20 protein-coding genes and 1 tRNA gene are annotated in these 21,322 nt (G+C 43.0%); 15 read left to right on the top strand and 6 right to left on the bottom strand.

Features of this window, described 5'->3' with window-relative positions:
- The first annotated feature begins 263 nt into the window (after positions 1-263).
- Positions 264-494 (top strand): YolD-like family protein, encoded by a 231-nt coding sequence (locus NST43_RS22275; protein WP_339225502.1) that lies wholly within the window; start codon positions 264-266, stop codon positions 492-494.
- Between the two features lie 31 nt (positions 495-525).
- Here the strand turns inward: NST43_RS22275 and NST43_RS22270 are convergent, their stop codons facing one another.
- Positions 526-693, bottom strand: a complete 168-nt coding sequence (locus tag NST43_RS22270; protein ID WP_339219460.1) for a hypothetical protein — start codon at positions 691-693, stop codon at positions 526-528.
- A gap of 213 nt (positions 694-906) precedes the next feature.
- On the opposite strand from NST43_RS22270, the gene NST43_RS22265 reads away from it, so the two are divergent.
- The 3 genes from NST43_RS22265 (at position 907) to NST43_RS22255 (ending at position 2,356) form a co-directional block, all read left to right on the top strand.
- Positions 907-1,593, top strand: coding sequence for a M15 family metallopeptidase (locus NST43_RS22265; RefSeq protein ID WP_339219459.1), 687 nt, complete (start codon positions 907-909; stop codon positions 1,591-1,593).
- Positions 1,594-1,668: 75 nt separating this feature from the next.
- A complete protein-coding gene (locus tag NST43_RS22260; protein WP_339219457.1) occupies positions 1,669-2,124 on the top strand; it encodes a WGxxGxxG family protein in 456 nt (151 codons plus the stop codon).
- Positions 2,125-2,270: 146 nt separating this feature from the next.
- A tRNA-Leu gene (locus NST43_RS22255) sits at positions 2,271-2,356 on the top strand.
- A 94-nt stretch (positions 2,357-2,450) separates the two neighbouring features.
- On the opposite strand, the gene NST43_RS22250 is transcribed toward NST43_RS22255, so the two are convergent.
- A complete protein-coding gene (locus NST43_RS22250) occupies positions 2,451-2,741 on the bottom strand; it encodes a hypothetical protein (protein WP_339219456.1) in 291 nt (96 codons plus the stop codon).
- 156 nt (positions 2,742-2,897) lie between these two features.
- Between NST43_RS22250 and NST43_RS22245 the strand changes: the two genes are divergently transcribed.
- Entirely contained in the window at positions 2,898-3,089 is a 192-nt protein-coding gene (locus tag NST43_RS22245) for a helix-turn-helix transcriptional regulator (RefSeq protein ID WP_339225501.1), read from the top strand.
- Between the two features lie 95 nt (positions 3,090-3,184).
- Positions 3,185-3,907 (top strand): hypothetical protein, encoded by a 723-nt coding sequence (locus NST43_RS22240; RefSeq protein WP_339219455.1) that lies wholly within the window; start codon positions 3,185-3,187, stop codon positions 3,905-3,907.
- Positions 3,908-3,991: 84 nt separating this feature from the next.
- On the opposite strand, the gene NST43_RS22235 is transcribed toward NST43_RS22240, so the two are convergent.
- A complete protein-coding gene (locus NST43_RS22235) occupies positions 3,992-4,333 on the bottom strand; it encodes a helix-turn-helix transcriptional regulator (RefSeq protein ID WP_339219453.1) in 342 nt (113 codons plus the stop codon).
- A 187-nt stretch (positions 4,334-4,520) separates the two neighbouring features.
- The gene (radC, locus tag NST43_RS22230; RefSeq protein WP_339219451.1) at positions 4,521-5,129 is read right to left on the bottom strand and encodes a DNA repair protein RadC; all 609 of its coding nucleotides are present in this window, start codon (positions 5,127-5,129) and stop codon (positions 4,521-4,523) included.
- A 284-nt stretch (positions 5,130-5,413) separates the two neighbouring features.
- Between radC and NST43_RS22225 the strand changes: the two genes are divergently transcribed.
- The 5 genes from NST43_RS22225 (at position 5,414) to ltrA (ending at position 12,208) form a co-directional block, all read left to right on the top strand.
- Complete coding sequence (locus tag NST43_RS22225; RefSeq protein ID WP_339219449.1) at positions 5,414-6,412, top strand: ATP-binding protein; 999 nt, start codon at positions 5,414-5,416, stop codon at positions 6,410-6,412.
- On the top strand, positions 6,409-8,991 hold the full coding sequence (locus NST43_RS22220; RefSeq protein ID WP_339219448.1) for a S8 family peptidase: 2,583 nt from the start codon (positions 6,409-6,411) through the stop codon (positions 8,989-8,991). The genes NST43_RS22225 and NST43_RS22220 overlap by 4 nt, the downstream gene beginning before the upstream one ends.
- 11 nt (positions 8,992-9,002) lie before the next feature.
- Positions 9,003-9,170 carry a hypothetical protein gene (locus NST43_RS22215; protein ID WP_339219447.1) on the top strand — a complete coding sequence of 56 codons (168 nt, stop codon included), beginning with the start codon at positions 9,003-9,005 and terminating at the stop codon, positions 9,168-9,170.
- Positions 9,167-9,829 (top strand): DUF6338 family protein, encoded by a 663-nt coding sequence (locus tag NST43_RS22210; RefSeq protein ID WP_339219446.1) that lies wholly within the window; start codon positions 9,167-9,169, stop codon positions 9,827-9,829. The genes NST43_RS22215 and NST43_RS22210 overlap by 4 nt, the downstream gene beginning before the upstream one ends.
- A gap of 1,086 nt (positions 9,830-10,915) precedes the next feature.
- Entirely contained in the window at positions 10,916-12,208 is a 1,293-nt protein-coding gene (ltrA, locus tag NST43_RS22205; RefSeq protein WP_339219445.1) for a group II intron reverse transcriptase/maturase, read from the top strand.
- Positions 12,209-12,473: 265 nt separating this feature from the next.
- Here ltrA and NST43_RS22200 read toward each other — a convergent pair whose 3' ends face one another.
- Positions 12,474-13,358 (bottom strand): AraC family transcriptional regulator, encoded by an 885-nt coding sequence (locus NST43_RS22200; RefSeq protein WP_339219443.1) that lies wholly within the window; start codon positions 13,356-13,358, stop codon positions 12,474-12,476.
- Positions 13,359-13,511: 153 nt separating this feature from the next.
- Between NST43_RS22200 and NST43_RS22195 the strand changes: the two genes are divergently transcribed.
- Positions 13,512-16,223 (top strand): glycoside hydrolase N-terminal domain-containing protein, encoded by a 2,712-nt coding sequence (locus tag NST43_RS22195; protein WP_339219442.1) that lies wholly within the window; start codon positions 13,512-13,514, stop codon positions 16,221-16,223.
- A gap of 94 nt (positions 16,224-16,317) precedes the next feature.
- Here NST43_RS22195 and NST43_RS22190 read toward each other — a convergent pair whose 3' ends face one another.
- Positions 16,318-17,358 (bottom strand): LacI family DNA-binding transcriptional regulator, encoded by a 1,041-nt coding sequence (locus NST43_RS22190; RefSeq protein WP_339219440.1) that lies wholly within the window; start codon positions 17,356-17,358, stop codon positions 16,318-16,320.
- Between the two features lie 523 nt (positions 17,359-17,881).
- Between NST43_RS22190 and NST43_RS22185 the strand changes: the two genes are divergently transcribed.
- The 3 genes from NST43_RS22185 to NST43_RS22175 are packed head-to-tail and all read left to right on the top strand — an operon-like array spanning position 17,882 to position 21,319.
- Positions 17,882-18,784 (top strand): ABC transporter permease subunit, encoded by a 903-nt coding sequence (locus tag NST43_RS22185; protein ID WP_339225500.1) that lies wholly within the window; start codon positions 17,882-17,884, stop codon positions 18,782-18,784.
- A gap of 14 nt (positions 18,785-18,798) precedes the next feature.
- Positions 18,799-19,683 (top strand): carbohydrate ABC transporter permease, encoded by an 885-nt coding sequence (locus tag NST43_RS22180; protein WP_339219439.1) that lies wholly within the window; start codon positions 18,799-18,801, stop codon positions 19,681-19,683.
- A gap of 46 nt (positions 19,684-19,729) precedes the next feature.
- Complete coding sequence (locus NST43_RS22175; protein WP_339219437.1) at positions 19,730-21,319, top strand: ABC transporter substrate-binding protein; 1,590 nt, start codon at positions 19,730-19,732, stop codon at positions 21,317-21,319.
- Positions 21,320-21,322: the final 3 nt, after the last annotated feature.

Below are 21,322 nucleotides of genomic sequence, written 5' to 3'. Positions count from 1 at the left end.
ATTTAATCAGCGAAAGCCCTCCTTCTGCGTCCTTGGACTGACATTAATTTCTGCTTGCCTAACAAGAAGAATTGCGGATATAATACAAACATACGTTCGGTACATAGGCAGCAAGATGATGCAGTCGGGGTATACACACACGGAGTGGGGGAATTGCAATGGGCAAAAAGCTTGAAGTGGGCGGTCTGCGGGAGAGCAGCCGAATCATGTTGACGGAGCATAAGCGCGGGATCAGGAGGGACGAACGGGAGACCTAGCATAGCCTGAAGCCGGTTCTGGACGAGCAGAAGCTGGAGGAGATTGAGCATACACTGGCCTTATCGCTAAGGAGTCATGTGCGGGTAACGCTAGTGCTGTATGATCCTCTGGAGCAGAGGAAGCTGAGCGGGTTCGTGACCTCCATTCACACCCACACGCGGGAATTCAAGCTGCAGTGGGCGGAGGAATGGAAGTGGCTGCTCGTAGATGACATTGTGGAGGCTTATATTGTCTGAGGGATGAAGGCTCTGCCTGTAAGCAGCGTCCTTAGTTACTCCCGTTCCTGGACTGGTCCGTCTTCTCATAGGCAATCAGCGTCACTTCCGGGTTCCCGGTCATTCGGGCAATTTGCGATTCCGCCTGACGGATCACCTCCACGACATCCTCCTGGCCGCTAAGTGCGGCTATTTTGTAGCTGTCGCTGTGAATATCCATGTTCAACCACCTTTCATGTATTGAGACCTACAGGTCCGCTAACTTATTCTGGCCTGTTATGGCGGAATCCATCCGGCTGAACAAGATCCCTGGAATACCGGGGGTCTTATTTCTGATTATACGGATAGTACATCCGAATTTTACGGGCTATATAGGTTATTCATACAAGCAATACGGGAAAAGGGGGCATTAACTATATAAGGGGGTGAGTATATGCTGACTTTTGAACAAGTGAAGAGTAAATCGGCCGGGAAGCTTGGCAATCTGCATCCGGCTGTGCTGGCGGGGGCCAATGAGCTGATTAGACGGAGTTATAACCGGGGGGTACCGATCCTCATTACGCAGGGAATGCGTACGATAACGCAGCAGAATGAGCTGTATGCTCAGGGAAGAACGAAGAAGGGCGACATAGTGACTAATGCCCGGGGAGGCGACAGCTACCATAATTACGGACTGGCAATAGACTTTGCGCTGCTCCTGCCGGACGGCAGGAATGTGTCCTGGGATATGAAACGTGACGGGGATGGCGACAAGGTAGCAGACTGGCAAGAGGTGGTGCAGGAGGGGAAGAAGCTGGGGTTCGAATGGGGCGGGGACTGGACCTCCTTCAAGGATTACGCTCATCTGCAAATGAGCTTCGGCCTTAGCATCCAAGACCTGAAGGCAGGCAGACGGCCTACTGCCCAGCAGAGTGCAGCCGCACTAAACCGTATAACCGGAGGTGAGCCAGAGGTGAACAAGGATATCCCGGTAAATATTACGCTCAATGGAAAGAAGCTGACGACCGGCGTCATGGACGATGCGGTAACCTATGCGCCTGTACGTGCGATTGCGGAAGCACTTGGAGCCAAGGTCACGTATAATGCGTCCAGCAAGACCGTGAACATTGTGAAGGAATAACTTCTCTGCATAGATGCTGTCCCGGATGGGGAAATTATCAGCGATTAACCACATCCATAAAGGGGGCACAACATTTTGAACAAGCTGATTACAAGCCTTGCCTGCGGTACGGTCCTGTCCATGAGTCTGCTCGGAGCAGGTAGCATCTCCGCAGCGCCCGGCGGTATGACTACTACGACTCCGGGCGTTATGAGCACCACCGCTCCGGGCATGAACAACATGTCTACTGACGGCCGGATGGGCAACATGGGGAATATGGATGACCGGATGATGGACGGCCGGGGCAACACCATGATGAATGAGACCAGAGATTCCATGCATAAGACCGAATCCATCATGAAGGACAAAATCCGTACCGGAGACAACAGCTCTGTCTCCCCGCTGTCCAACGACATGCCTACCGGCAGATATCGGGCGCAGAGTACGACCACCACAAGCAACACCGGTAAAGGCTCCAACTGGGGCTGGCTCGGTCTCGTCGGTCTCCTGGGTCTGGCTGGCATGCGAAGCAGAACCGGTGATCGTCACTAGTCAAGTATTGAGTCGCAAGGCCCGTATCAGCTTTGGCTGACCGGGCCCATTTTTTTTGCGGACAGGGACAAACAGGAAATATTTATTGCGTATCCACCTAATACATGCTATTATATTTCTTGTCGCGTTAGAACGCGCAATAACATGCCGGGGTGGCGGAACAGGCAGACGCACAGGACTTAAAATCCTGCGGTAGGTGACTACCGTACGGGTTCGACCCCCGTCCTCGGCATCCATATTAATAGTAGTGAAAGGCGCATTCAACCGAATGCGCCTTTTCTATACATACAGAACAGAAAAAGGATAATGTAAATGAAGAATCGAATTTAAGCAGGAGACGAAATCTGTAATTCATTGAAGACATAAAGGGCATCTTTGAATCCTTGCAGATAGATGGAGCGCTCAAGAATGGCTTGAAGTGATAATTGGGCATCCTCGTACAGGAATGAAGTCCTTTGCTGCTCCTCTGGCAGAGCAATCCTAAGTTGCCGGAAGCACTCACTACTTTCTAGAAGAAGCTGTTTATAAATAGGATCATGGTCCAACAGTTCACGGTACATCCTTTCAAGCCGGATACGGATTAGTGGGTCGGTTAAGGATTCTAAAGATTCATACAAACCATGCACCTCCAAATAATTAACTTTATAAGGTTATTATATAACTCTGTGAAGTTAATTGTAAAGTTAAATTTTAACTCTGTAAGGTCAATCCGTGGTCTGTAATAATCATACTAATAGCTGGAGGGGAACTTCTTGTTGAAAAGTAATCTAAGAATGCTAATGGCCGAGCATCAGATCGACGACATTACTGAATTAATGGAGAAATCAGGGTTAAGCCGGAATTCAATCAATAAGCTGTATAGAGGAACCCATCTGGAGACTATCAAGCTGGAAACACTGTTTAAACTTTGTGATACGTTTCAATGTAGGTTGTCGGAGTTGATTGAGTATGTGCCGGGGGAATAGGATATTATTGGGAATTAGCCGGGAGGGTGCCTATGTAGGTGCTCTTTTTGTTTATTTTTTCTTACACTTTTGTATGCGAGCTTAGGAGAGTGAACATGAAGAGTAATAAAGGAAAAGGGATTTCACTGTTTGGTGTATTAGTGGTAATACTCCTGGGCGTTTATTTTGGTACAAATGGTATGAAGTCTCCTGAAACAGAAATAAATCTTAGGAGCAGCAGTGATGGCATCCCTTTGTTTACTCCAGATACGTTGCACAATGAAATGGAATACAATTTCAGTGAAACGTCATGGTATCCTCTGATTAACTACTATTTAATATCTGATGAGGACAGGACAATTAAAATCATTCTGAACAAGGGGAAAAAGGAAGTTCCCAAAGAAAAAGCTCAGTCCATTTCAGGTGCTGTAGCTAGCCTTACCTATAACGAAGGGCGCACAAACTACTTTGTTTATAAAGTGGTAGATAACAATAATAAAGTCGTGTATACCTTCGACAGGTTGAAACAAAGCGCTGAGAAAATGACAGCAAAGCTGAAAGAAATATATAAAGAGGCAGACGGTGCAATTCTGAAGATAAAACCGCGTGATAACAGCTGGAGTCAGATTGACGTCACAGTTTCAGATTCATGGTATTACTCTCAAGATTTTCAGAAAGAGCGATTTGTTGAATCTTACGGAACTTTAATTTCGCAGGTGATACTGGATTCCATTTATGTTATCACGGGTGAGGATAGGGTTTTTGTTTATTTCGTAGATGAGTTCGGTACAAGATTGGCATCTCCGAAGCTACTGGGAGGTTGGAAGTTAGAAGGATAACCCTTTATAGGGTTATCCAAGACTTTAGGTTCTTGGGCAAATGTACGCTTGCCTGAAGCCCAGTTCGTCATTGTTTTCCTCCAATTAAGTTCCTTTCTTGTTTTCAATAATCATATTTGTGTTGTCCATCAATACTTCCAATAGACACTGCTTAATGGTTTCAGGGGTTATAGTTAAAGCTGACGGATGGCAACCGCTTCTCACACCTCCCTTCGGATCATACAAAGTCAATAAGTCAACTAAGGTGATCTCCAGAGCAGCCGAGATTTGTTCTAGTATTTTGATCGTAGGGTTCTTTTCTCCACGTTCGATCTGCCCAATGTAAGATGTGTTTACCCCTGCACTTAGTGCAAGCTGCTCCTGACTGAAACCATTTTTTAACCGTAAAATCTTGATATTTTCCCCAATTGATTCGATGCTGTTCATTTCCCTTCACCCCTAATCAAACGATAGAATTTTTTGGTAGGAGTCTCAACAGGATATAGTATGGATATCAATGCTTATAGTAGAGAATTGATACGGAGTGTGGTTAAACCGTGGATAAAAACACTTAAGAGAGGTTTTTACATCTGATTATTTGAAGGACATGCTAATAAAAGCTGTTTAGTGAACTTTAGAAATGCCCATGTTCTTTCAAACTGTAGAAGCGATTACCACCGATAATTATATGATCAAGGACTTCTATTCCTATGATTTCCCCAGCAGCTATGAGTCGTTTTGTTAAATTAACGTCTTCTATGGACGGCTCCGGGTCTCCGCTCGGGTGGTTGTGAGCGCAAATGAGCGAGGCGCTACAGCGTCTTATCGCTGCATGGAATACTTCCCTAGGATGGACAATAGCGGCGTTAAGTGAGCCTATGGAGATGACTTCTTTATAGATAAGACGATTCTTGGTATTGAGGAAGAGGCAAATGAAGTGTTCTTTTGAAGTGAATCTAAAATCTGATACTAGATAATCAAATACATCTTTTGGACATCTTATATGATGCTTTTTTTGAGTAGGCGTATTCAGCACCTTTGCTAACTCGATTATGGATAAAATTTGACGTACTTTTGTAGGCCCAATACCTTTAATAATTAAGAGTTGCTGTTCTGTTACAGTAAGAAATTCTGAAAGAGTTGGAAATCTCTCGAGTAATTCCCTTATTAGATTACTGCCTTTTTTTTCACAAAGTGAAGATGATAATAAATTCTCCAACTCGTTAAATGAGTATTCTTTCATTTTGCTCTCCTCTTTCCTTAAATATCCAACTTAGTGATAGAAACTTTTGTAAGAACTTCTTGTCTTCTATGGTTATAATATATAAGTAAGAGAGAGTATTTTACGTTTAAAGGTTTCTACTTTTTTTAAGTTTAAAAATCAGCGATATGTAAAGAATTATTTAGGGACAACTTAATTATTTCTTATTAAGGAGGGGGATTTGTTTATAGCATACGATTTCATTTTTACTAAATGTACAGTTAAAGTGAATTGTTCAAAAATGTACTTTAAGGAGCATGTTTTCTATGAATGCTGCGTTATTAAAAAGATTATTTAAAACAATATCAAATGGGAATAAAGAAGACCTCCGTAAAATTGCTAAATTGATAATAGATGATGAAAATAAAAAAGGTCATACTAACCTTGCAAGAGATTTGAATATTATTTTGTCTGTTAATAAAGACGTTTCCTCAAATAATGAAGCCAATGACTTTAGTGACAGAGTTTCTGAGAAAAAGCTTAGTACACTTCCTAATAGCAATAGACAGGATCTTCCATTAGGGACTTACATTGAAACAGATAAATTGGAACATGAGATGGTACTTCCGAGTGAGATTGAAGAACGATTCATCAGAATAGAAAAAGAGTATGCAGCACGGGATAGGTTAGCCTTGTATGGATTAGAACCAAGAAAAAAGATTCTACTCTATGGATTACCAGGTTGTGGAAAAACCCTTGGGGCTCAAAGATTGGCGTGGAATACTGGGTTGCCTTTTATAAAAGTTAGATTTGACTCAATTGTTTCTTCATATTTAGGTGAAACATCTACTAATTTAAGGAAAATAATGGACGTGGCTACTGCTGCCCCATGCCTTTTATTTTTCGATGAAGTTGATTCGTTAGCACAATCTAGAAAGACAAGTCAAGAAGTCGGTGAGATTAAGCGAGTAGTAAACAGCTTTTTACAACTTCTGGATGAATATAATGCCCCAGGTTTACTTGTTGCAGCAACTAATTTAGATGAACAATTAGATCCAGCTGTTTGGAGAAGATTCGACGATGTTTTTGAGATACCGAAACCAGGCCCTGACGAATTAATTAGATTAGTCAAAATGACATTAACATCAATAAGTGCTCACCAAATTAATTGGGAAGATGTTATTGAAAAAGCTAATGGATTTTCCTCTGCACAGATGGTAAGATCTAGTAAAGATGCTGCAAAAAAAGTAATTATAGAAGGTAAAGACATTATTACAACTAAAGATTTGGTTCAGGCAATTGTTGATAATGGAGGAGCAAGATGAGGAATGCTGGTGAATTTTCACATGTAGCAATAAAACTTATAAAGGATGCGAAACCAAAAAAACCTCCCGGTGGGGGTAGAAAAGAAAATCCTATAACAGAATACAATAAAGTTAACAGAATGCAACATGCAGGTACTCTAAATAATTCTTTGTTGAGCATAAAGAAAGATTTTCAAGATTCAAAAAACGATAGGATTAAGGGCAATCTTCCTGATCTACCAGAAGCAATTTCTCTTTACTTGAAAATTGATCCTGTTAATTTGCCCCTTGAAGATTTGCGAGTGTTTGGAGTAGAGGTTATTAGTGAACTGGAAGAAGGATTCATACTTGGTGCCTCGGCAGACGTCACTCTTCATGATTTGAATATAAAAATTCAAAATTTTATTTCAAAAAAAGAAAATAAGGCAGCTGGTCTATGGGAAATATCCTACGGAGTTGGATGGAAACCTGAAAATATTCTTTCACCTGAACTTTATGAAGAATGGCCGAAAATAAAGGATAGTGATGTATTTACTATCGATTTAGGTATAGCATGTCTTGGAACAGAGATCATTCCAGCATATCCCAATAAATTGAAATTAAAAAATTTTGAAAAATCATTACAGAAATGGGAAAAGAAAAGAGAGATTGCTTATAATAACTGGCACAGGATTGCTATTGAAAGAGCTGAACAAATAAAATCAATTGTGTCAAAATATAAAGGGAATCTTATTGAATTATATGAAGGCTGTTCAGAAAGCACCTCTCAACTTCCTGATAGCTTTACTTGTAGAATTTCAATTTCTGGTAAAGGATTGCGTGACATAGTTTTAAACTATCCATTTTGCTTTGATGTAGCCGAAGTTCATGATACTGGATTACCTTATTTTTCTGACGTTGAGGAAAATGAAGATGAAACTGAGGAACTAATAATAACTGCTCCTGAAGCAGAAGCACCTTACGTTTGTGTTATCGATAGTGGTATTCAAGAAAGACATATACTGCTACGTAAAGCAATACACGACATATCATCGAAAAGTTGGGTTGATTCACCAACTCAAGTTTCTGATGGAGTAAAGCCAAGCGGTCATGGAACTAGAGTAGCAGGAGCAATTTTATATCCTAATGGCTTACCAGTATTGCCTAAAGTAACACCTGTATGCTGGATTCAAAATGCTAGAGTTCTTGACGATGATAATAATCTTCCCAGAAATTTATTTCCTCCAAGACTTTTAGAGGAAATTGTAGATTATTATTATAATGGTGAAGGAAGAACTAGGATTTACAATCAATCAATTAACTCTCTCTTCCCATGTAGGCTGGTTCACATGAGTTCATGGGCTTCTTCTATTGATAATATATCTTGGAACAATGATGTTCTTTTTATTATTTCTGGAGGTAATCTTGATAGATATAGACCAAAAAAAACAAGTAATCAAAGACTTGGAATTATTGACCATCATATTGCAGGTAGATTATATCCAGAATACTTATTGGAAGATTCAAGTAGAATAGCAGACCCTGGCCAAAGTTTACAGGCTGTTACTGTGGGTTCTGTAGCTCTTGGAGAAATGAAGGGCATTATAAATTCATATGCAAGTAGAACCAAACCTTCCGCGTTTTCATGTTCAGGATTGGGAATTTGGAATGTCATAAAACCAGAAATTGTAGAATATGGTGGAGACTTCGCTTATGATAATAGCTCTCCTCCGAGTTTAACTATTCAGAAAGACTTAAGCCCTGAACTTGTTAGATCTACTAAATTTGGTGGCAGTATGATAGGGAGAGATGGTATTGGGACTTCCTTTGCAGCTCCTAAAGCCACTCATATTGTAGCACAAATTGCTTCTCTTTTTCCCAACGAGTCTACTCTTTTATATAGAGCACTTTTAATTCAATCGGCAAAATGGCCAGATTGGGCTGAGAAGAGTCCTAATAAATTGAATGTAATAAGACATATTGGTTATGGAATACCGGACATTGATAGAGCAACAAGAAATTCACCTTACAGAATCACGCTTATTACGAATGGAATTACTTACATAAAAGCTAGACAAGTACATATTTATGAGATTAAAATTCCAGAAGATGTTAGAAATCCTGCTGGAGATTATGATATTAGAATTGATGTTACACTATCTTATAAAGCACAGCCAAGAAGAACGAGAAGAAATAAAAGAAGATATTTATCGACATGGCTTGATTGGAAAACAAGTAAAAAAAATGAGTCTATGGATGCATTTCTTGAAAGAGTGACTGAACTATCTGATGATGAAATCTCTACAGAAGATGAAGTTGAAGCTAGCTCTATGTCTTGGTTTATAGGTGAGCAAGAAAGGCATGGACAGATTAAGGGAGTTAGTCGGAGTAGTGGAACGCTTCAAAAGGACTGGACAATAATTAAGGCAGATGAGTTTACTAGCGGTTTTTGTCTTGCAGTAATTGGTCACGTCGGTTGGAATACTGAACCTGACGCTAAGGTACCTTATTCTTTAACTGTTTCATTTGAGGCTATAAAAAAAGATATAGAAATTTATTCTAAGATAAGAATTGCAAATGAAATTCAACAAAGGATCAATATAAAAATCGAAGCAGAATGAGGGTGACGAGTGTGAAAGATGACAAAGAAAAACGTTCACATGCAACTGGTTCAAGCATTAAATTTGACGTAACAGAGGATAATGAGGAACAAGAAAAAAAGCTTATTTTTATTAAACGACCTTATCTTAAAAAGGAAAAAGATACTACAGTTGAGAACGATAAGGAGCCAAATGAATGACTCCAACATTTGCGCAGTTAGTATTTATTGTGGTCCTTCTTGTCCCTGGATTTATAACTATAAAGACGTTTACTTACCTTATACCAACTAAAAAACAGAATGCTTTTGATATGACTGTTTCTAGTATAGCGTTTACTTTATTTATTCATGGGATTTATACAACATTAATGCTTTATATTTACAATAAAAGCGTAAATACACTTTTAAGTGATATTACAAATCATAAATGGTCTTTTGAATCATCTAAATTATTGATTATTTATCTCCCTATATTATTACTCGTTTCATTTATTTTAGGAATTACTCTTGCATATTTTAAAGATATTGCTTGGTTAATAAGAATTAAGAGTCTTTTTGGTTTTCATCACACGCCTTTCGAAAATTTGTGGGATGAGATCATGTTTGTTTTTAACGACTCTAAAGTTATTCCTAATGTAATCGTGCATTTCGAAAATATTAGTTATTTTGGACAAATTTCTAGAACAACTTTTGAAATTAATAAGAGTGATAAAAAAGAAATATTATTGTTTAATCCTAAATACTCCAATGATACAGAAGATTGGGTAGATTGTGGAGTTAAAATGGTATATTTGGATTTGAAAGATTCATTATCAGTATACTTTGTTAATGGAGATAAAATTGTAAAATCAAAAATTTAATCATAGGGGTAAGATGTGCGGTGAAAGTACAAGTTTTAGCCATGTACATAATTCGTTTTGATCTGGATTCACAATACCTTGATATTCATTAGCTCCTATGTGATTAAATTAGATAATGAGGCCATTTTATTGTTTATAAAGTAATAAAGTAACTATTGGGCTTTTCTCTTAGGGAAGAAGCTAGCATATGTCTGTGGATTACATTCGAGTGTGCTCATTTGGACATCACTCAAAAAATATTTGAATAGGATGTGAAAAAAGAGCAAAAGTACAATGCACCTAATTGAATCTTTCTGCTAACATTTTTGCTAACATGGCTGCATATCCCATTCCCTGAACGTAGAAGTGTTTTGAACAAAAAACAGCCGTTAACCCGCGTGGTTAAAGGATTTATGTGCGATCTTTCTGTGGTGTAGAAAAGGGGCTAAAGTAGCTACTTCAAGACTTAAAATCCTGCGGAAAGTGAGTACATTACTTGTTCGACCCCCGTCCTCGGCATCCATATTCATAGTGAAGGGCGCATTCAACTGAATGCGTCTTTTCTATACAGCGTGCCCAGAGGCACGCATTATCTAGTTGGTGAAAGTCCAACCCAAGGAGGGGCCAAGCCATCTTGGTAGCTAGGATGCTTGCACATGGCGAAATCTGTGTGTAAAAGCGCATCGACAAAAGTACCTGTCTGAGACAGGGCGAGCGACAATCCAGGCCGCAACATGAAGTGAATCCTGCCGAGTCGTCAAAAAGGCCCTGCAAAGGGGAAAAGAGGATGCCGAGTCTCGTGAATATAGACGAAGGCCAAGGAAACTGTGCAGAACTTGGAACAACAGTGAAGAACCCTCCGGCGTAAGGGGAACGGCATGGATTGAAAGATAGTGCAGTGAACTGGGGAGACCCTCCCCCACACGGGAGAATTTTTTTTTTTAGGAACCCGTAAAGAGACGCTCTATAAGTCCAGAAGACGAAGTGAACCGTCTGTGGGAAGGGAGTCCGAGGGGCTCATAGTACCGAAGAACCTAAGGACAACATAACCTTAGGTAGGGAAGGAGCCCTGCTTTGTTTGTGTTTTTTTGGAGGAGGTACGAGTGAGTGAATGCCAGTAGGCTAACGACACCCAAGGAAAAAGTTCAAGAACTCCAAGAAAAGCTAGGTCATGCGGCCAAGGAGAACAACAAGCGTAAATTCCATGCGCTGTACGACAAAGTCTACCGCTGGGATGTGCTATGCGAAGCCTGGAAACGGGTGAAAGCGAACAAAGGGGCTGCCGGAGTAGATGCGGTGACGCTGGCGGATATTGAGAAACAAGGAGAAGTGCAATTTCTCAAAGACTGCGAGCGAGCATTAAAGGATGGTAACTACCACCCACAGCCTGTACGGCGGCACTATATCCCAAAGAAAGACGGGAAACCAAGACCGCTGGGCATCCCCACCGTGCGCGACCGAGTGGTGCAGATGGCAACCAAACTCGTTATTGAACCGATCTTTGAAGCAGATTTCGAAGAAGTCTCCTTCGGATTTCGTCCGAAACGAAGTGCCAAAGGAGCGCTGGAGCGAATCCGGAAAGCCTGCAACCGCAAAGGAAATTGGGTAGTCGACGTCGATATCCAAGGCTACTTTGACAACATTAATCAAGAGAAGCTCATGAAGTTGATCCAAATGCGCATCAATGACAGGCGGATCTTGAAACTCATACGTAAGTGGCTTCACGCGGGGGTTATGGAAGAAGGAAACGTAAGGCGAACCGATTTAGGCACACCGCAAGGTGGAGTGATTTCTCCGCTTCTGGCAAATATCTATCTGAACTACTTTGACCGAATGTGGGAGAAACACGGAAGTGGAGTACGAGAGTTGACAAGGTATGCAGACGATCTAGTGGTGGTCTGTAAAACGAAAAAGGACGCCGAACATGCGTATGAACTCATACGCAGAATTATGGAACGTCTGGAGCTCACCCTACATCCAACTAAAACCCGCATCGTCGGCTTATGGACAGGAGACGAAGGCTTCGACTTCTTAGGGATGCATCACCGGAAAACAAAAGCAGAAACCTCTCAAGGAAAGGTGTACTATACCACTCAGCAGTGGCTAACGAAGAAAGCAGAGGAACGAATCCGAGGCGTGGTCAAAGACAGATTAGCCCCGCCCGGAATGCGCTGGAAATCGTTTGAGGAACACGTGGAATGGCTCAATCCAAAGATACAGGGATGGAGAAATTATTACTACACGAACTACAGCCAAAAGAGGTTAGCCAAACTGGATTGGTATATTTTGCAGCGTTTCACCCGGTGGTATGCAAAGAAGAGACACCGGAGGAGATGGATGAGTGTATTCCCGGAGGTCAAGTATATGGCCAATAAGTGTGGACTCAAAACGCTATTGTAATCTGCATGCCCATGAATGACGAACATCGGAAAGCCGTATGAGGGAAAACCTCACGTACGGTTTGATGAGGAGGGGCTGGGTTACACCAGCCCTTTACTCTAGTACAGAACTGAAAAAAGATAATGTAAATGAAGAATCGAATTAAGCAGGAGACGAAAACTGTAATTCATTGAAGAGATAAAGGGCATCTTTGTACAGGAATGAAACCGGTGGAGATGCTAAATCATTCGAAGAATGCTGTAATCTAACTGGTGTTAGCTTCGTTTCAACGCCTCCTTTTGTATGCAGTGGCTGTCATTCCAAAATATTTTTTGAATACATTACTGAATTGTTCCGGTGTTGCGAAACCGACTTGTGCTGCGATTAGGCCGATGGAGGTTTCCGTTGAGAGTAGAAGCCTTGAAGCGGCGACCATTCGTGCTTGCAGCTTCTTATCTTTGAAGGACATGCCGTATTGCTTATGAACCATTCGTTCGGTCTGTCTTGTGCTTAGCCCCAGTTCGTTAGCAAGCTGTTGCAGGCTGATGGAGCTGTAGCGGTATAAAAAGCTGTTCTCAATCATAAGCAGTCTGCTGTCATCCAGAGTCTTCAGTGGAAGGGACGGTAGGGTCGTGTGATTCTCGCTGTAATGTCTTAACAAACAAATGACAATCATCTCAAGAATGTTGGTCGCCATATGATGGACGCCGATTTGTTGAAGGGAAAGCTCTTCAGCAAGCATTTGGAACAATTTGAGCGTTTTTCCATCCTCCTGCCCAATCCAGAAGGGGGTGGATACCAACAATTCGGGGAGAGACGGCTCGCTTGCGGAGGAACGTTTGACATTCGGCGATATGGAATTGCTGGGCAATATCTCAAAGAAAATGCAGTATTCCGCCATCGGGTCTTCCAGATCCGGAATCTGCTCGTGAACGACATCTGGACCGGTTACAAATAACGTGCCGGGTGTGATTGCGTAACGGTTTCCTTGTGCATTCAGAATACCTTGGCCGGTTGGAATAAAATGCAGCTCGTAGCTTCCCTGGCTATGGCTGTGTTCAGGCATAGGACTGTGGAAATACCCGAACCTAACATACAATACGTTCAATACTACTGCGCCAAGAGTCAGCTTGATATCCAGATTTCCGGTGTTAATATGAGGTAATTTCATGCGATCTAACTCTCCCCTTGTAAAAATGCGACATGCTTCCCTCTTCCTTGTCATCTCTCAGGATAACGAATCCCAGTCTCGATTGATATAATTATTACTGAAATTCGGCGTAATGTTAATAACTGCAGCCCAAACAGATCAGGAGGAGACCTTATGACCAGTTTACCTGAAACAATACGCTTGTATAAGAAAGGAAATTATGCGAACGCCTACACGGAAGTACCCGCTGTTAATCCCGGAAATGCATGGCGGGAGGGGATGGTTAGCGGAAACGGGGAGAACGGATATATTACTTCAGGTTCGCCGTATACGGACAGTTTTATTTTTCAGAATATGTCCTTTAACTATCCTTCCAAGGATCCAAGAGTGATTCCGGAAGAATTGACGGAGCAGCTGGCTGATGCCAGACAGAATGTTTTTAAGCAGAACGATAAATGGAAGGTTACGAATAAAACCGGAGCCACAAGGAGAAGAACCTTCTATTATAGCTACCATCCTGGACACCAACTCCGGTTCAGTATACCTTCCCAAGGAAGTCTGAGTGGTTATGAGAGATGGACGAATTATGAAACAGCAGAGACTGGGATACGCTACAGCGATGAGAATGGGGAATGGGTCCGCACCTCCTTTACGTCCCGTGAGGATAATGTGACTTTTACCAAGATCACAGCATCTTCTATAGGCACAAAAATTAATCTAACCCTCTCCATTGATGACATCTCCACAATAAGCGGAGCGAACGAAGGCCATATCGAGCTGAAGGAGCTGCAATATAAGAAGCTGGTGGACTCCGGTGCGAATTATCTCGCCCAGGTTGCACACTATCCTGTGTATCAGGGAAGTGAACTAGCTTACGGCGGATATGCCGGCTTGACTCAAATTGTTGTTGTCAACGGAACCCGGACGAGAATGCTGATGGCTGGCAGTCATGAACGGATCAATGTTGGGCGAGAACCCAATCCGGTAATTCAGATTATGAACGCTGATGCCGTATATTTAATTACGCGCTCAAGCAGAACTCATTCTATGGGAAGAATCGAAGAATTTGCTGAAATGACACAATACAATATCGTAGACCAGCTCTATCAAGATATCAATGCGGTTGTGCACAAATATTTGGCCTCAGACGGTCAATTCAATTATGATGCGGCTCTGGCAGCCCATGCGAGGAAGCATTCAGCAGAGTTTAATGCAGTGAGCTTCAGTATTGATGGCGATGAGCACTACAAAAATTCAGACAACCAGACCTTAATCACTACGCAAAAATCAACTCCGGAAAGAGTCAATCATGCTTTTCTGGAGCAGGTGTATAACCAGGGACGGTATGCCATGATCTGTTGCAGCGGTACCAGTGCACCACGCTTATATGGAATGTGGACCGGGGAGTGGAATCCTGGCTGGCGTGGTATTTATACGCTTGATGCTAATGTGAACCTGCAGGTTGCTTCCATGAATACAGGCCATTTAACGCAAGCACAGCTCGGATATATTACATTTTTCCTGAGAAACACTCCCGACTTTGAATACAATGCGCGGATGGCGTACGGGATGCACGATGCACTGCAGGTTTCCGTTAACTCTGACGGCGACCGCGGGATGCATGTGGAATATGACAATGATTATCCGTTCGAATACTGGAACGCTGGGGCAAGCTGGTGCCTTCTGCCCATCTATGAATACTGGCAGTGTTACGGCAACCAAAAGATACCGCTGCATGAGAATATGCGCATTCATGAACTACAGACCATCCTGAGTGTACAAGATGGAGGCATGAGTGATGAGGAGTTCACACAGCTGTTGGACAAAGGCTATCTGGATCTTGCAGAGGATATTCTGCTTCCCTTGCTTACCAAGCAGGCAAACTTTTGGCAGCAGCTCTGCACACCGGAATATTACATGGACGTCAACGGCAAGGCATGCTACCAGGATGACAAAAAGACTTTGCATTCAGGAGAGAAATACCTGATTATTCCCACATATTCTCCAGAGAATCACCCCATCGGATATAACAGCACAATCACGGCGAATGCCACCATGGACATTTCAGCTGCACGGGATGGTCTATCTATGGTTATCTCCCTGGAAAAGGCAGTCAAGCGCGATGGTTATGAGACAGCCATAGCTAAGTGGACCGCATTGCTTGGGTTGCTGCCGGATTATAAATATGACTATGATGGTGCTTTGCGCGAATGGGCCATGAGTGATTACACGGAAAATAACAATCATCGGCATTTGAGCCATCTCTATGTGGCATGGCCAGCCTATGAAACACAAACCGATCCGGAGTTAAAGCGGGCTGCAAAGATTGCGGTTGACAATAGAGAACGATTTAATACTGCCGACGATACCGCCGGGCATGGTTGGATGCATAAGGCGCTAGTTCAAGCCAGGCTGAACAATGGTGACGGAGTGCTCGCGGCACTTCTTCCCATGATGAGGGATGCGGGTTATTACAGCTCCTTAATGACAGATCATGATTCAAACAGAAGATGTAATTGTTATTGCACGGATACCTCCTTCGGTACTGTGGGAGCCATTAATGAAGCGCTGCTATTCTCGAATACGGGTGAAATAGAGGTCCTTCCGGCTTTGCCTTCCGATTGGACAAAGGGTTCTATACATGGGCTTATGGCCAGAACCTGGGTCGAAGTCAAGGCATTATCCTGGAATCTTACCGCCAAAACGGTGCATGTAGTACTACGTTCCAGCAAGAATGAGAATGCCATCCGAATAAGGGCAGGACTATCTTGGACTGAGGCCAAGATCAACGGGGGTAGAGCGGATGTACAACAGGACTTACGCGGGAAATACATTCAATTAACACTTAGTGAAGGTACCGAGGTTACGGTGGCGTTTCAATTGTAGGCAGCGGCTAGTTGCTGCATGGAATCAAAAACAAGGAACCCTTTCAGCATAGCATTTGCTGGAAGGGTTCCTTGTTTTAAGCTTTACGACACATTCAATACTCCTCATGCCCCGTCGATTGACGGAAAACCGGCATGGTCTTCACATGCGTAACCAGTGGAGGTCTGCCGGGGTTTTCGATTTTGGACAGAAGCATCTCGGCGGCAAGGAAGCCCATTTCGGACCGGTGGATATGAACGGTGGTCAAGTGGGGTTCGACGATTCGCGACTCCGGGGAATTATCGAATCCGCAGACTCTAACCTCACCAGGAATTTGAATATTCAGGTCCTTTAAGATTCGAATGGCATTAATCGCAATGTAGTCATTGGCGCATACGAACGCGGGTGGAAGATTCGTCATGCTTGCTAGTCGCTGCTTAAGCCACATATAGTCAGCGATATACCGGTCGTCTTCGAGAATGCAGAAGGATTCATCAAGATCAATCCGGGCGGCATTCATGGCTTTGGTGAACCCGTCCCAACGCTCGTTGAAGCTCATGCAATGGCGGGAATCGCCGATAAACCCGATCTCCGTAATTCCTTCATCAATGAGCTTCTTCGTGAGACTGGAAGTACTATGAATGTTCTCCATCAGCAGTAGATCTGCCTTCATCTCAGAAAACGTCAGTTCTGCTGAAGCGTCAATGAATAATGTCGGGATCCCGAATGACGTAATAAACTCCGAGTAGCTCTTGTCGAACAATTCGATACAGACAATGCCATCTACTTTACTTTTGTCGAAATTGACAGGAAGAGCCGACGAATCGAGTTCATTCTCCCGTACGATATGTATCGACAAATTAAAGCCTTCGGAGCTGATTTTTTGTTCGAGGCCGCTTAGCAGTGATGTGCCAAAATGTGAATTGTTCGGCATATTTGCTGTAAGCAGGGCGATATTACCGGTTTTTTTGGCAGGAGTGCCTTCTTGTTCGAACAAGGCGAACTGCTTGTAATTCATATCGATAGCTTTCCTAACCACTTTACTGCGTGTCTCATCCGGTATAGAGGGATTATTATTTAATGCTTTGGATACAGTATTCCTAGAAAGTCCAAGCGAATCGGCTATATCTTGAATGGTTACTTTTTCTTTGTTCAAAGAGAAGGGCTCCTTTAGCAGAAGTATTGCATTCTTGACCAAAATAATCGTAGTACAAATTAATGAAATTGTCAACTTAATTGTTACAAATGAACAATAGAAGAAAAAGTAAAAAGAAAGATTAATACGGTTTACAATTTGTGCAAAAGTAAACAAATGAACAATAAAAGTGGACGATGAACATTCACCTGGTTATGGGTTTTTCATAATAAAAAAGCTATTATTTCATTGTTTAATGCTGGAAAACCAATGAATTTTACGTTAATAAAATAAAATAGTGTTTTGTTGTGTGCATATGTTTACTTTTTTATTCATGAAAAGTCTTGACGAAGTAATCGTGATGTTGTAAATTGAATTTGCTAAGCCGTTGACAGTGACTTATGGAAGCACTTACTTTCGCGCGAGAAGTATCCAAAATCACATTTATGTTTTGCAAATGAGTATTGAGGGGGAGGAGAAGTTGCAACAAACTTCTGGAATTACACAAAATAAAAGACCGGAAGCCCGGAATCGCATAGGACTTATGGAGAAACTCAGGTATATCAAGAACAATTATTGGCTTTACCTTTTTGTGCTTCCCGCAGTCGTATTGACTATTATTTTTAAATATCTCCCTATGTATGGTGTTCTGATCGCTTTTAAAGACTACAGCTTTCGCAAGGGTATTTTGGGGAGTGACTGGGTTGGGTTTCATCACTTCGAACGATTCTTTAATGCACCCAATTTCGAGCAATTGTTATTCAATACACTTCAGTTGAACATTTACGGTCTTTTACTGGGATTCCCGGTGCCGATTATTCTGGCATTAATGTTGAATCAGGTACGCAAGGCCGCGATGAAAAAGAACATTCAATTGTTCTTATATGCGCCGAACTTCATTTCTGTTGTTGTTGTTGTGGGTATGCTCTTTGTCTTATTCTCTCCGACAGGCCCGGTCAATAAATTAGTGGTGGCCTTTGGCGGGATGCCGCTCTCGTTCATGTCAGAACCGGAATATTTCCGTCCGATGTATATCCTCTCGGGCATCTGGCAGGGTGCTGGATGGTCATCCATTATCTATGTGGCTGCATTGGCCGGTGTAGATCCGGAACTGCACAATGCGGCGACACTTGACGGTGCAAGCCTGCTTCAGCGTATCCGGCATATCGATTTACCAACGATCAGGCCGGTTATTGCGATTATGATCATTCTCGCGGCAGGCGGTATTATGGCCGGCGGCGGTGACAAAGCCATTCTGATGTGGAACGAAATGAACATGGAGAAATCGGATGTAATCAGTACTTATGTCTATCGGATCGGCTTCCAGCAGGCGAACTATTCGTTCTCCGCTGCCGTGGAATTGTTTAACACCGTCATTAACCTCATTATGCTGTTTACGGTGAATTTTATCGTGAAACGGGTTAACGATGGTGATGGAATTGTATAGGAAAGGAGATCATCATGGACAGTATTAAACCAACTAAGATGGACAAGGTCGTGCTCGGTGTTATCTTCACCCTGCTAGTTCTCCTCGTTGTAGCGATTATTGGTCCGCTGATTTATATGGTCGTGGCTTCGTTCATGGAACCGACGGCACTTCTGAATAAGGGGTTATCCTTCGACTTGTCAGATTATAGCCTTGAGGGATATAGAATGATTTTATCGGATGACAAAATCATTGGTGGATTTCTGAACGCGTTGCTATATTCCTCCGTTTTCACAGTGATAACGGTTTCTGTCTGCGTCTTTGCAGGATATCCATTGGCGCTCGACGACTTCGTAGGAAGAAAAGTGATTATGACGCTTTTCATTATCACCATGTTCTTTGGCGGTGGTCTGATCCCGACTTATCTCGTGGTGAAGAGTCTGGGCATGCTTGATACCATCTGGGCGCTCGTGATCCCGGGTGCAGTGAGCGTCTGGAACATTATTCTGGCCCGTACGTTCTTCCGGGGCTTGCCAAAGGAAATGAATGAAGCGGCTAAGATTGACGGTGCCTCGGATTTCACAATTTTCTTTAGCATTATCATACCGCTTTCCAAGCCTATCGTGTTTGTCCTTGCGTTATATGCTTTCGTGGGTCACTGGAACGATTTCTTTCAATCTCTGATCTACTTGGAGAATCAAGATAAATATCCGCTACAGCTCGTACTTCGGCGTATTCTGATTCTGAACAAGGTTGATCCGAATATTGTCTCTTCTATTAAGGAACAGGCTGAGTTAGCACGATTGTCCGAATTGATGAAGTATGCAGCCATCGTAGTCTCCAGTCTACCGCTTCTTGTAATGTATCCTTTCTTCCAGAAATACTTCGAAAAAGGTGTCATGGTCGGTTCCCTCAAGTAGAGAGCCTACAGTTATTTAAATGAAGACAACAAAGGGGAGAATTAGTATGAAACATATTAAGAAAACAGTATCCATTATTTCTCTGACGGCTGTTATGGCAATTACGGGATGCAGCAGCGATAAAGGAAGCGACAAAGAAAAGGGGGATTCCGGTGATCAAACCCTAACCTTCATGACGCCGAACTCACCGCTTGCTCCTCAAGACCCGAATGAGAAGCTGATCTTCAAACGCCTGGAAGAAAAGACCGGCATTCATATTGACTGGAAAGTCTATGCGGAGGATGTTTATGTCGAGAAGCGGAATCTGGCTTTGGCCACAGGTGAGCTTCCGGATGCGCTTTTCAACGCCGGCTTGAGTGATTTCGATTTGTTGAAATTGGCCAATGACGGCACAATCATTCCTGTCGAGGAATACATTACGCCTGAGAAAATGCCGAACCTCAGTAAGGTGCTGGAGCAGGCGCCCCAATACAAAGGTATGATGACTTCACCGGACGGGCACATCCTCGCATTCCCTTGGATCGAGGAGCTTGGTGAAGGCAAGGAGAGTATTCACTCTGTCAACAATATTCCGTGGATTAACAAGGCATGGCTGGATAAGCTTGGCCTGCAAATGCCAAAGACGACGGAAGAACTGAAGCAAGTGTTGATCGCGTTCAAAACGAAGGATCCGAATGGCAATGGCAAAGCCGACGAGATTCCGATTTCTTTTATTAATGATGACGGGGCCAACGAGGATTTAAGTTTCCTTCTCGGTTCCTTCGGAGCTGGCTTTAACGGGGATCTAACGCTGGTCGACAATGACGGCAAAGTGAACAATGCTGTATTGGCGCCGGGCTATAAGGAAGGCATGAAGTACTTCCAGGAACTGTACGCAGCGGGTCTGGTCGATCCCGAATTCATTACCCAAGACTGGAACAAATTTATAGCCAAAGCTAAAGATGACCGCTACGGTTTGTACTTCACTTGGGACAAGGCGAATGTGAGCGGCATGGACAGTCCGTTTGAACCGATGCCGGCACTGGAAGGGCCGAACGGCTGGAAGAATGTAGCCCGTGCGAACGGTATGGGATTTGACCGCGGCAGAATGGTGCTCACCGCCGATAACAAGAACATCGAAGCGACGATTAAATGGATAGACGCAATGTATGATCCGTCCCAGTCTGTACAGAACAATTGGGGAACTTATGGCGACGAAGCGCAGCAGAATATTTTTGAAATGGACGAAGCTACTAAAATGCTGAAGCACTTGCCGCTGAACGGTGCTTCACCGAACGAACTGCGTGTCAAAACGAGCGCTGGTGGACCGTTAGCTATTCTCGATTCCTATTACGGTAAGGTAACAACGATGCCGGACGATGCGGCCTATCGCATTGATATTTTGAAGAAGATCTATGTGCCGGACATGAAAGCTGAGAATATGTATCCAAGAGTATTTTTCTCAAAAGAGGAATCGGAGCGCCTGACCCAAACCGAAGCTGACCTGTGGCCTTATATTCTGAAGAAACGTACGGAATGGATGCAAGGCGCGAACGTGGACAAAGAGTGGGACGCATTCATCAAAGAGCTTGATCGTCTTGGCATGCAGGATTGGCTGAAAATCAAACAAACAGGTTACGACAGAGCGGGGAAATAGCCA

The sequence above is a fragment of the Paenibacillus sp. FSL H8-0332 genome (genome assembly GCF_037963835.1).
Taxonomy (GTDB): domain Bacteria; phylum Bacillota; class Bacilli; order Paenibacillales; family Paenibacillaceae; genus Paenibacillus_AQ; species Paenibacillus_AQ rhizoplanae.
Note: the sequence above shows the minus strand (reverse complement) of the source record. Positions and strands in the feature narration are given on the sequence as shown.

Coding starts and splice junctions, on each gene's coding strand:
- NST43_RS22220 (WP_339219448.1), top strand. CDS start 6,409: ATGAGGAATGCTGGTGAATTTTCACATGTAGCAATAAAACTTATAAAG.
- NST43_RS22185 (WP_339225500.1), top strand. CDS start 17,882: ATGGAGAAACTCAGGTATATCAAGAACAATTATTGGCTTTACCTTTTT.
- NST43_RS22240 (WP_339219455.1), top strand. CDS start 3,185: ATGAAGAGTAATAAAGGAAAAGGGATTTCACTGTTTGGTGTATTAGTG.
- NST43_RS22210 (WP_339219446.1), top strand. CDS start 9,167: ATGACTCCAACATTTGCGCAGTTAGTATTTATTGTGGTCCTTCTTGTC.
- NST43_RS22265 (WP_339219459.1), top strand. CDS start 907: ATGCTGACTTTTGAACAAGTGAAGAGTAAATCGGCCGGGAAGCTTGGC.
- NST43_RS22225 (WP_339219449.1), top strand. CDS start 5,414: ATGAATGCTGCGTTATTAAAAAGATTATTTAAAACAATATCAAATGGG.
- radC (WP_339219451.1), bottom strand. CDS start 5,129: ATGAAAGAATACTCATTTAACGAGTTGGAGAATTTATTATCATCTTCA.
- NST43_RS22175 (WP_339219437.1), top strand. CDS start 19,730: ATGAAACATATTAAGAAAACAGTATCCATTATTTCTCTGACGGCTGTT.
- NST43_RS22235 (WP_339219453.1), bottom strand. CDS start 4,333: ATGAACAGCATCGAATCAATTGGGGAAAATATCAAGATTTTACGGTTA.
- NST43_RS22270 (WP_339219460.1), bottom strand. CDS start 693: ATGGATATTCACAGCGACAGCTACAAAATAGCCGCACTTAGCGGCCAG.
- NST43_RS22195 (WP_339219442.1), top strand. CDS start 13,512: ATGACCAGTTTACCTGAAACAATACGCTTGTATAAGAAAGGAAATTAT.
- NST43_RS22180 (WP_339219439.1), top strand. CDS start 18,799: ATGGACAGTATTAAACCAACTAAGATGGACAAGGTCGTGCTCGGTGTT.
- NST43_RS22245 (WP_339225501.1), top strand. CDS start 2,898: ATGCTAATGGCCGAGCATCAGATCGACGACATTACTGAATTAATGGAG.
- NST43_RS22200 (WP_339219443.1), bottom strand. CDS start 13,358: ATGAAATTACCTCATATTAACACCGGAAATCTGGATATCAAGCTGACT.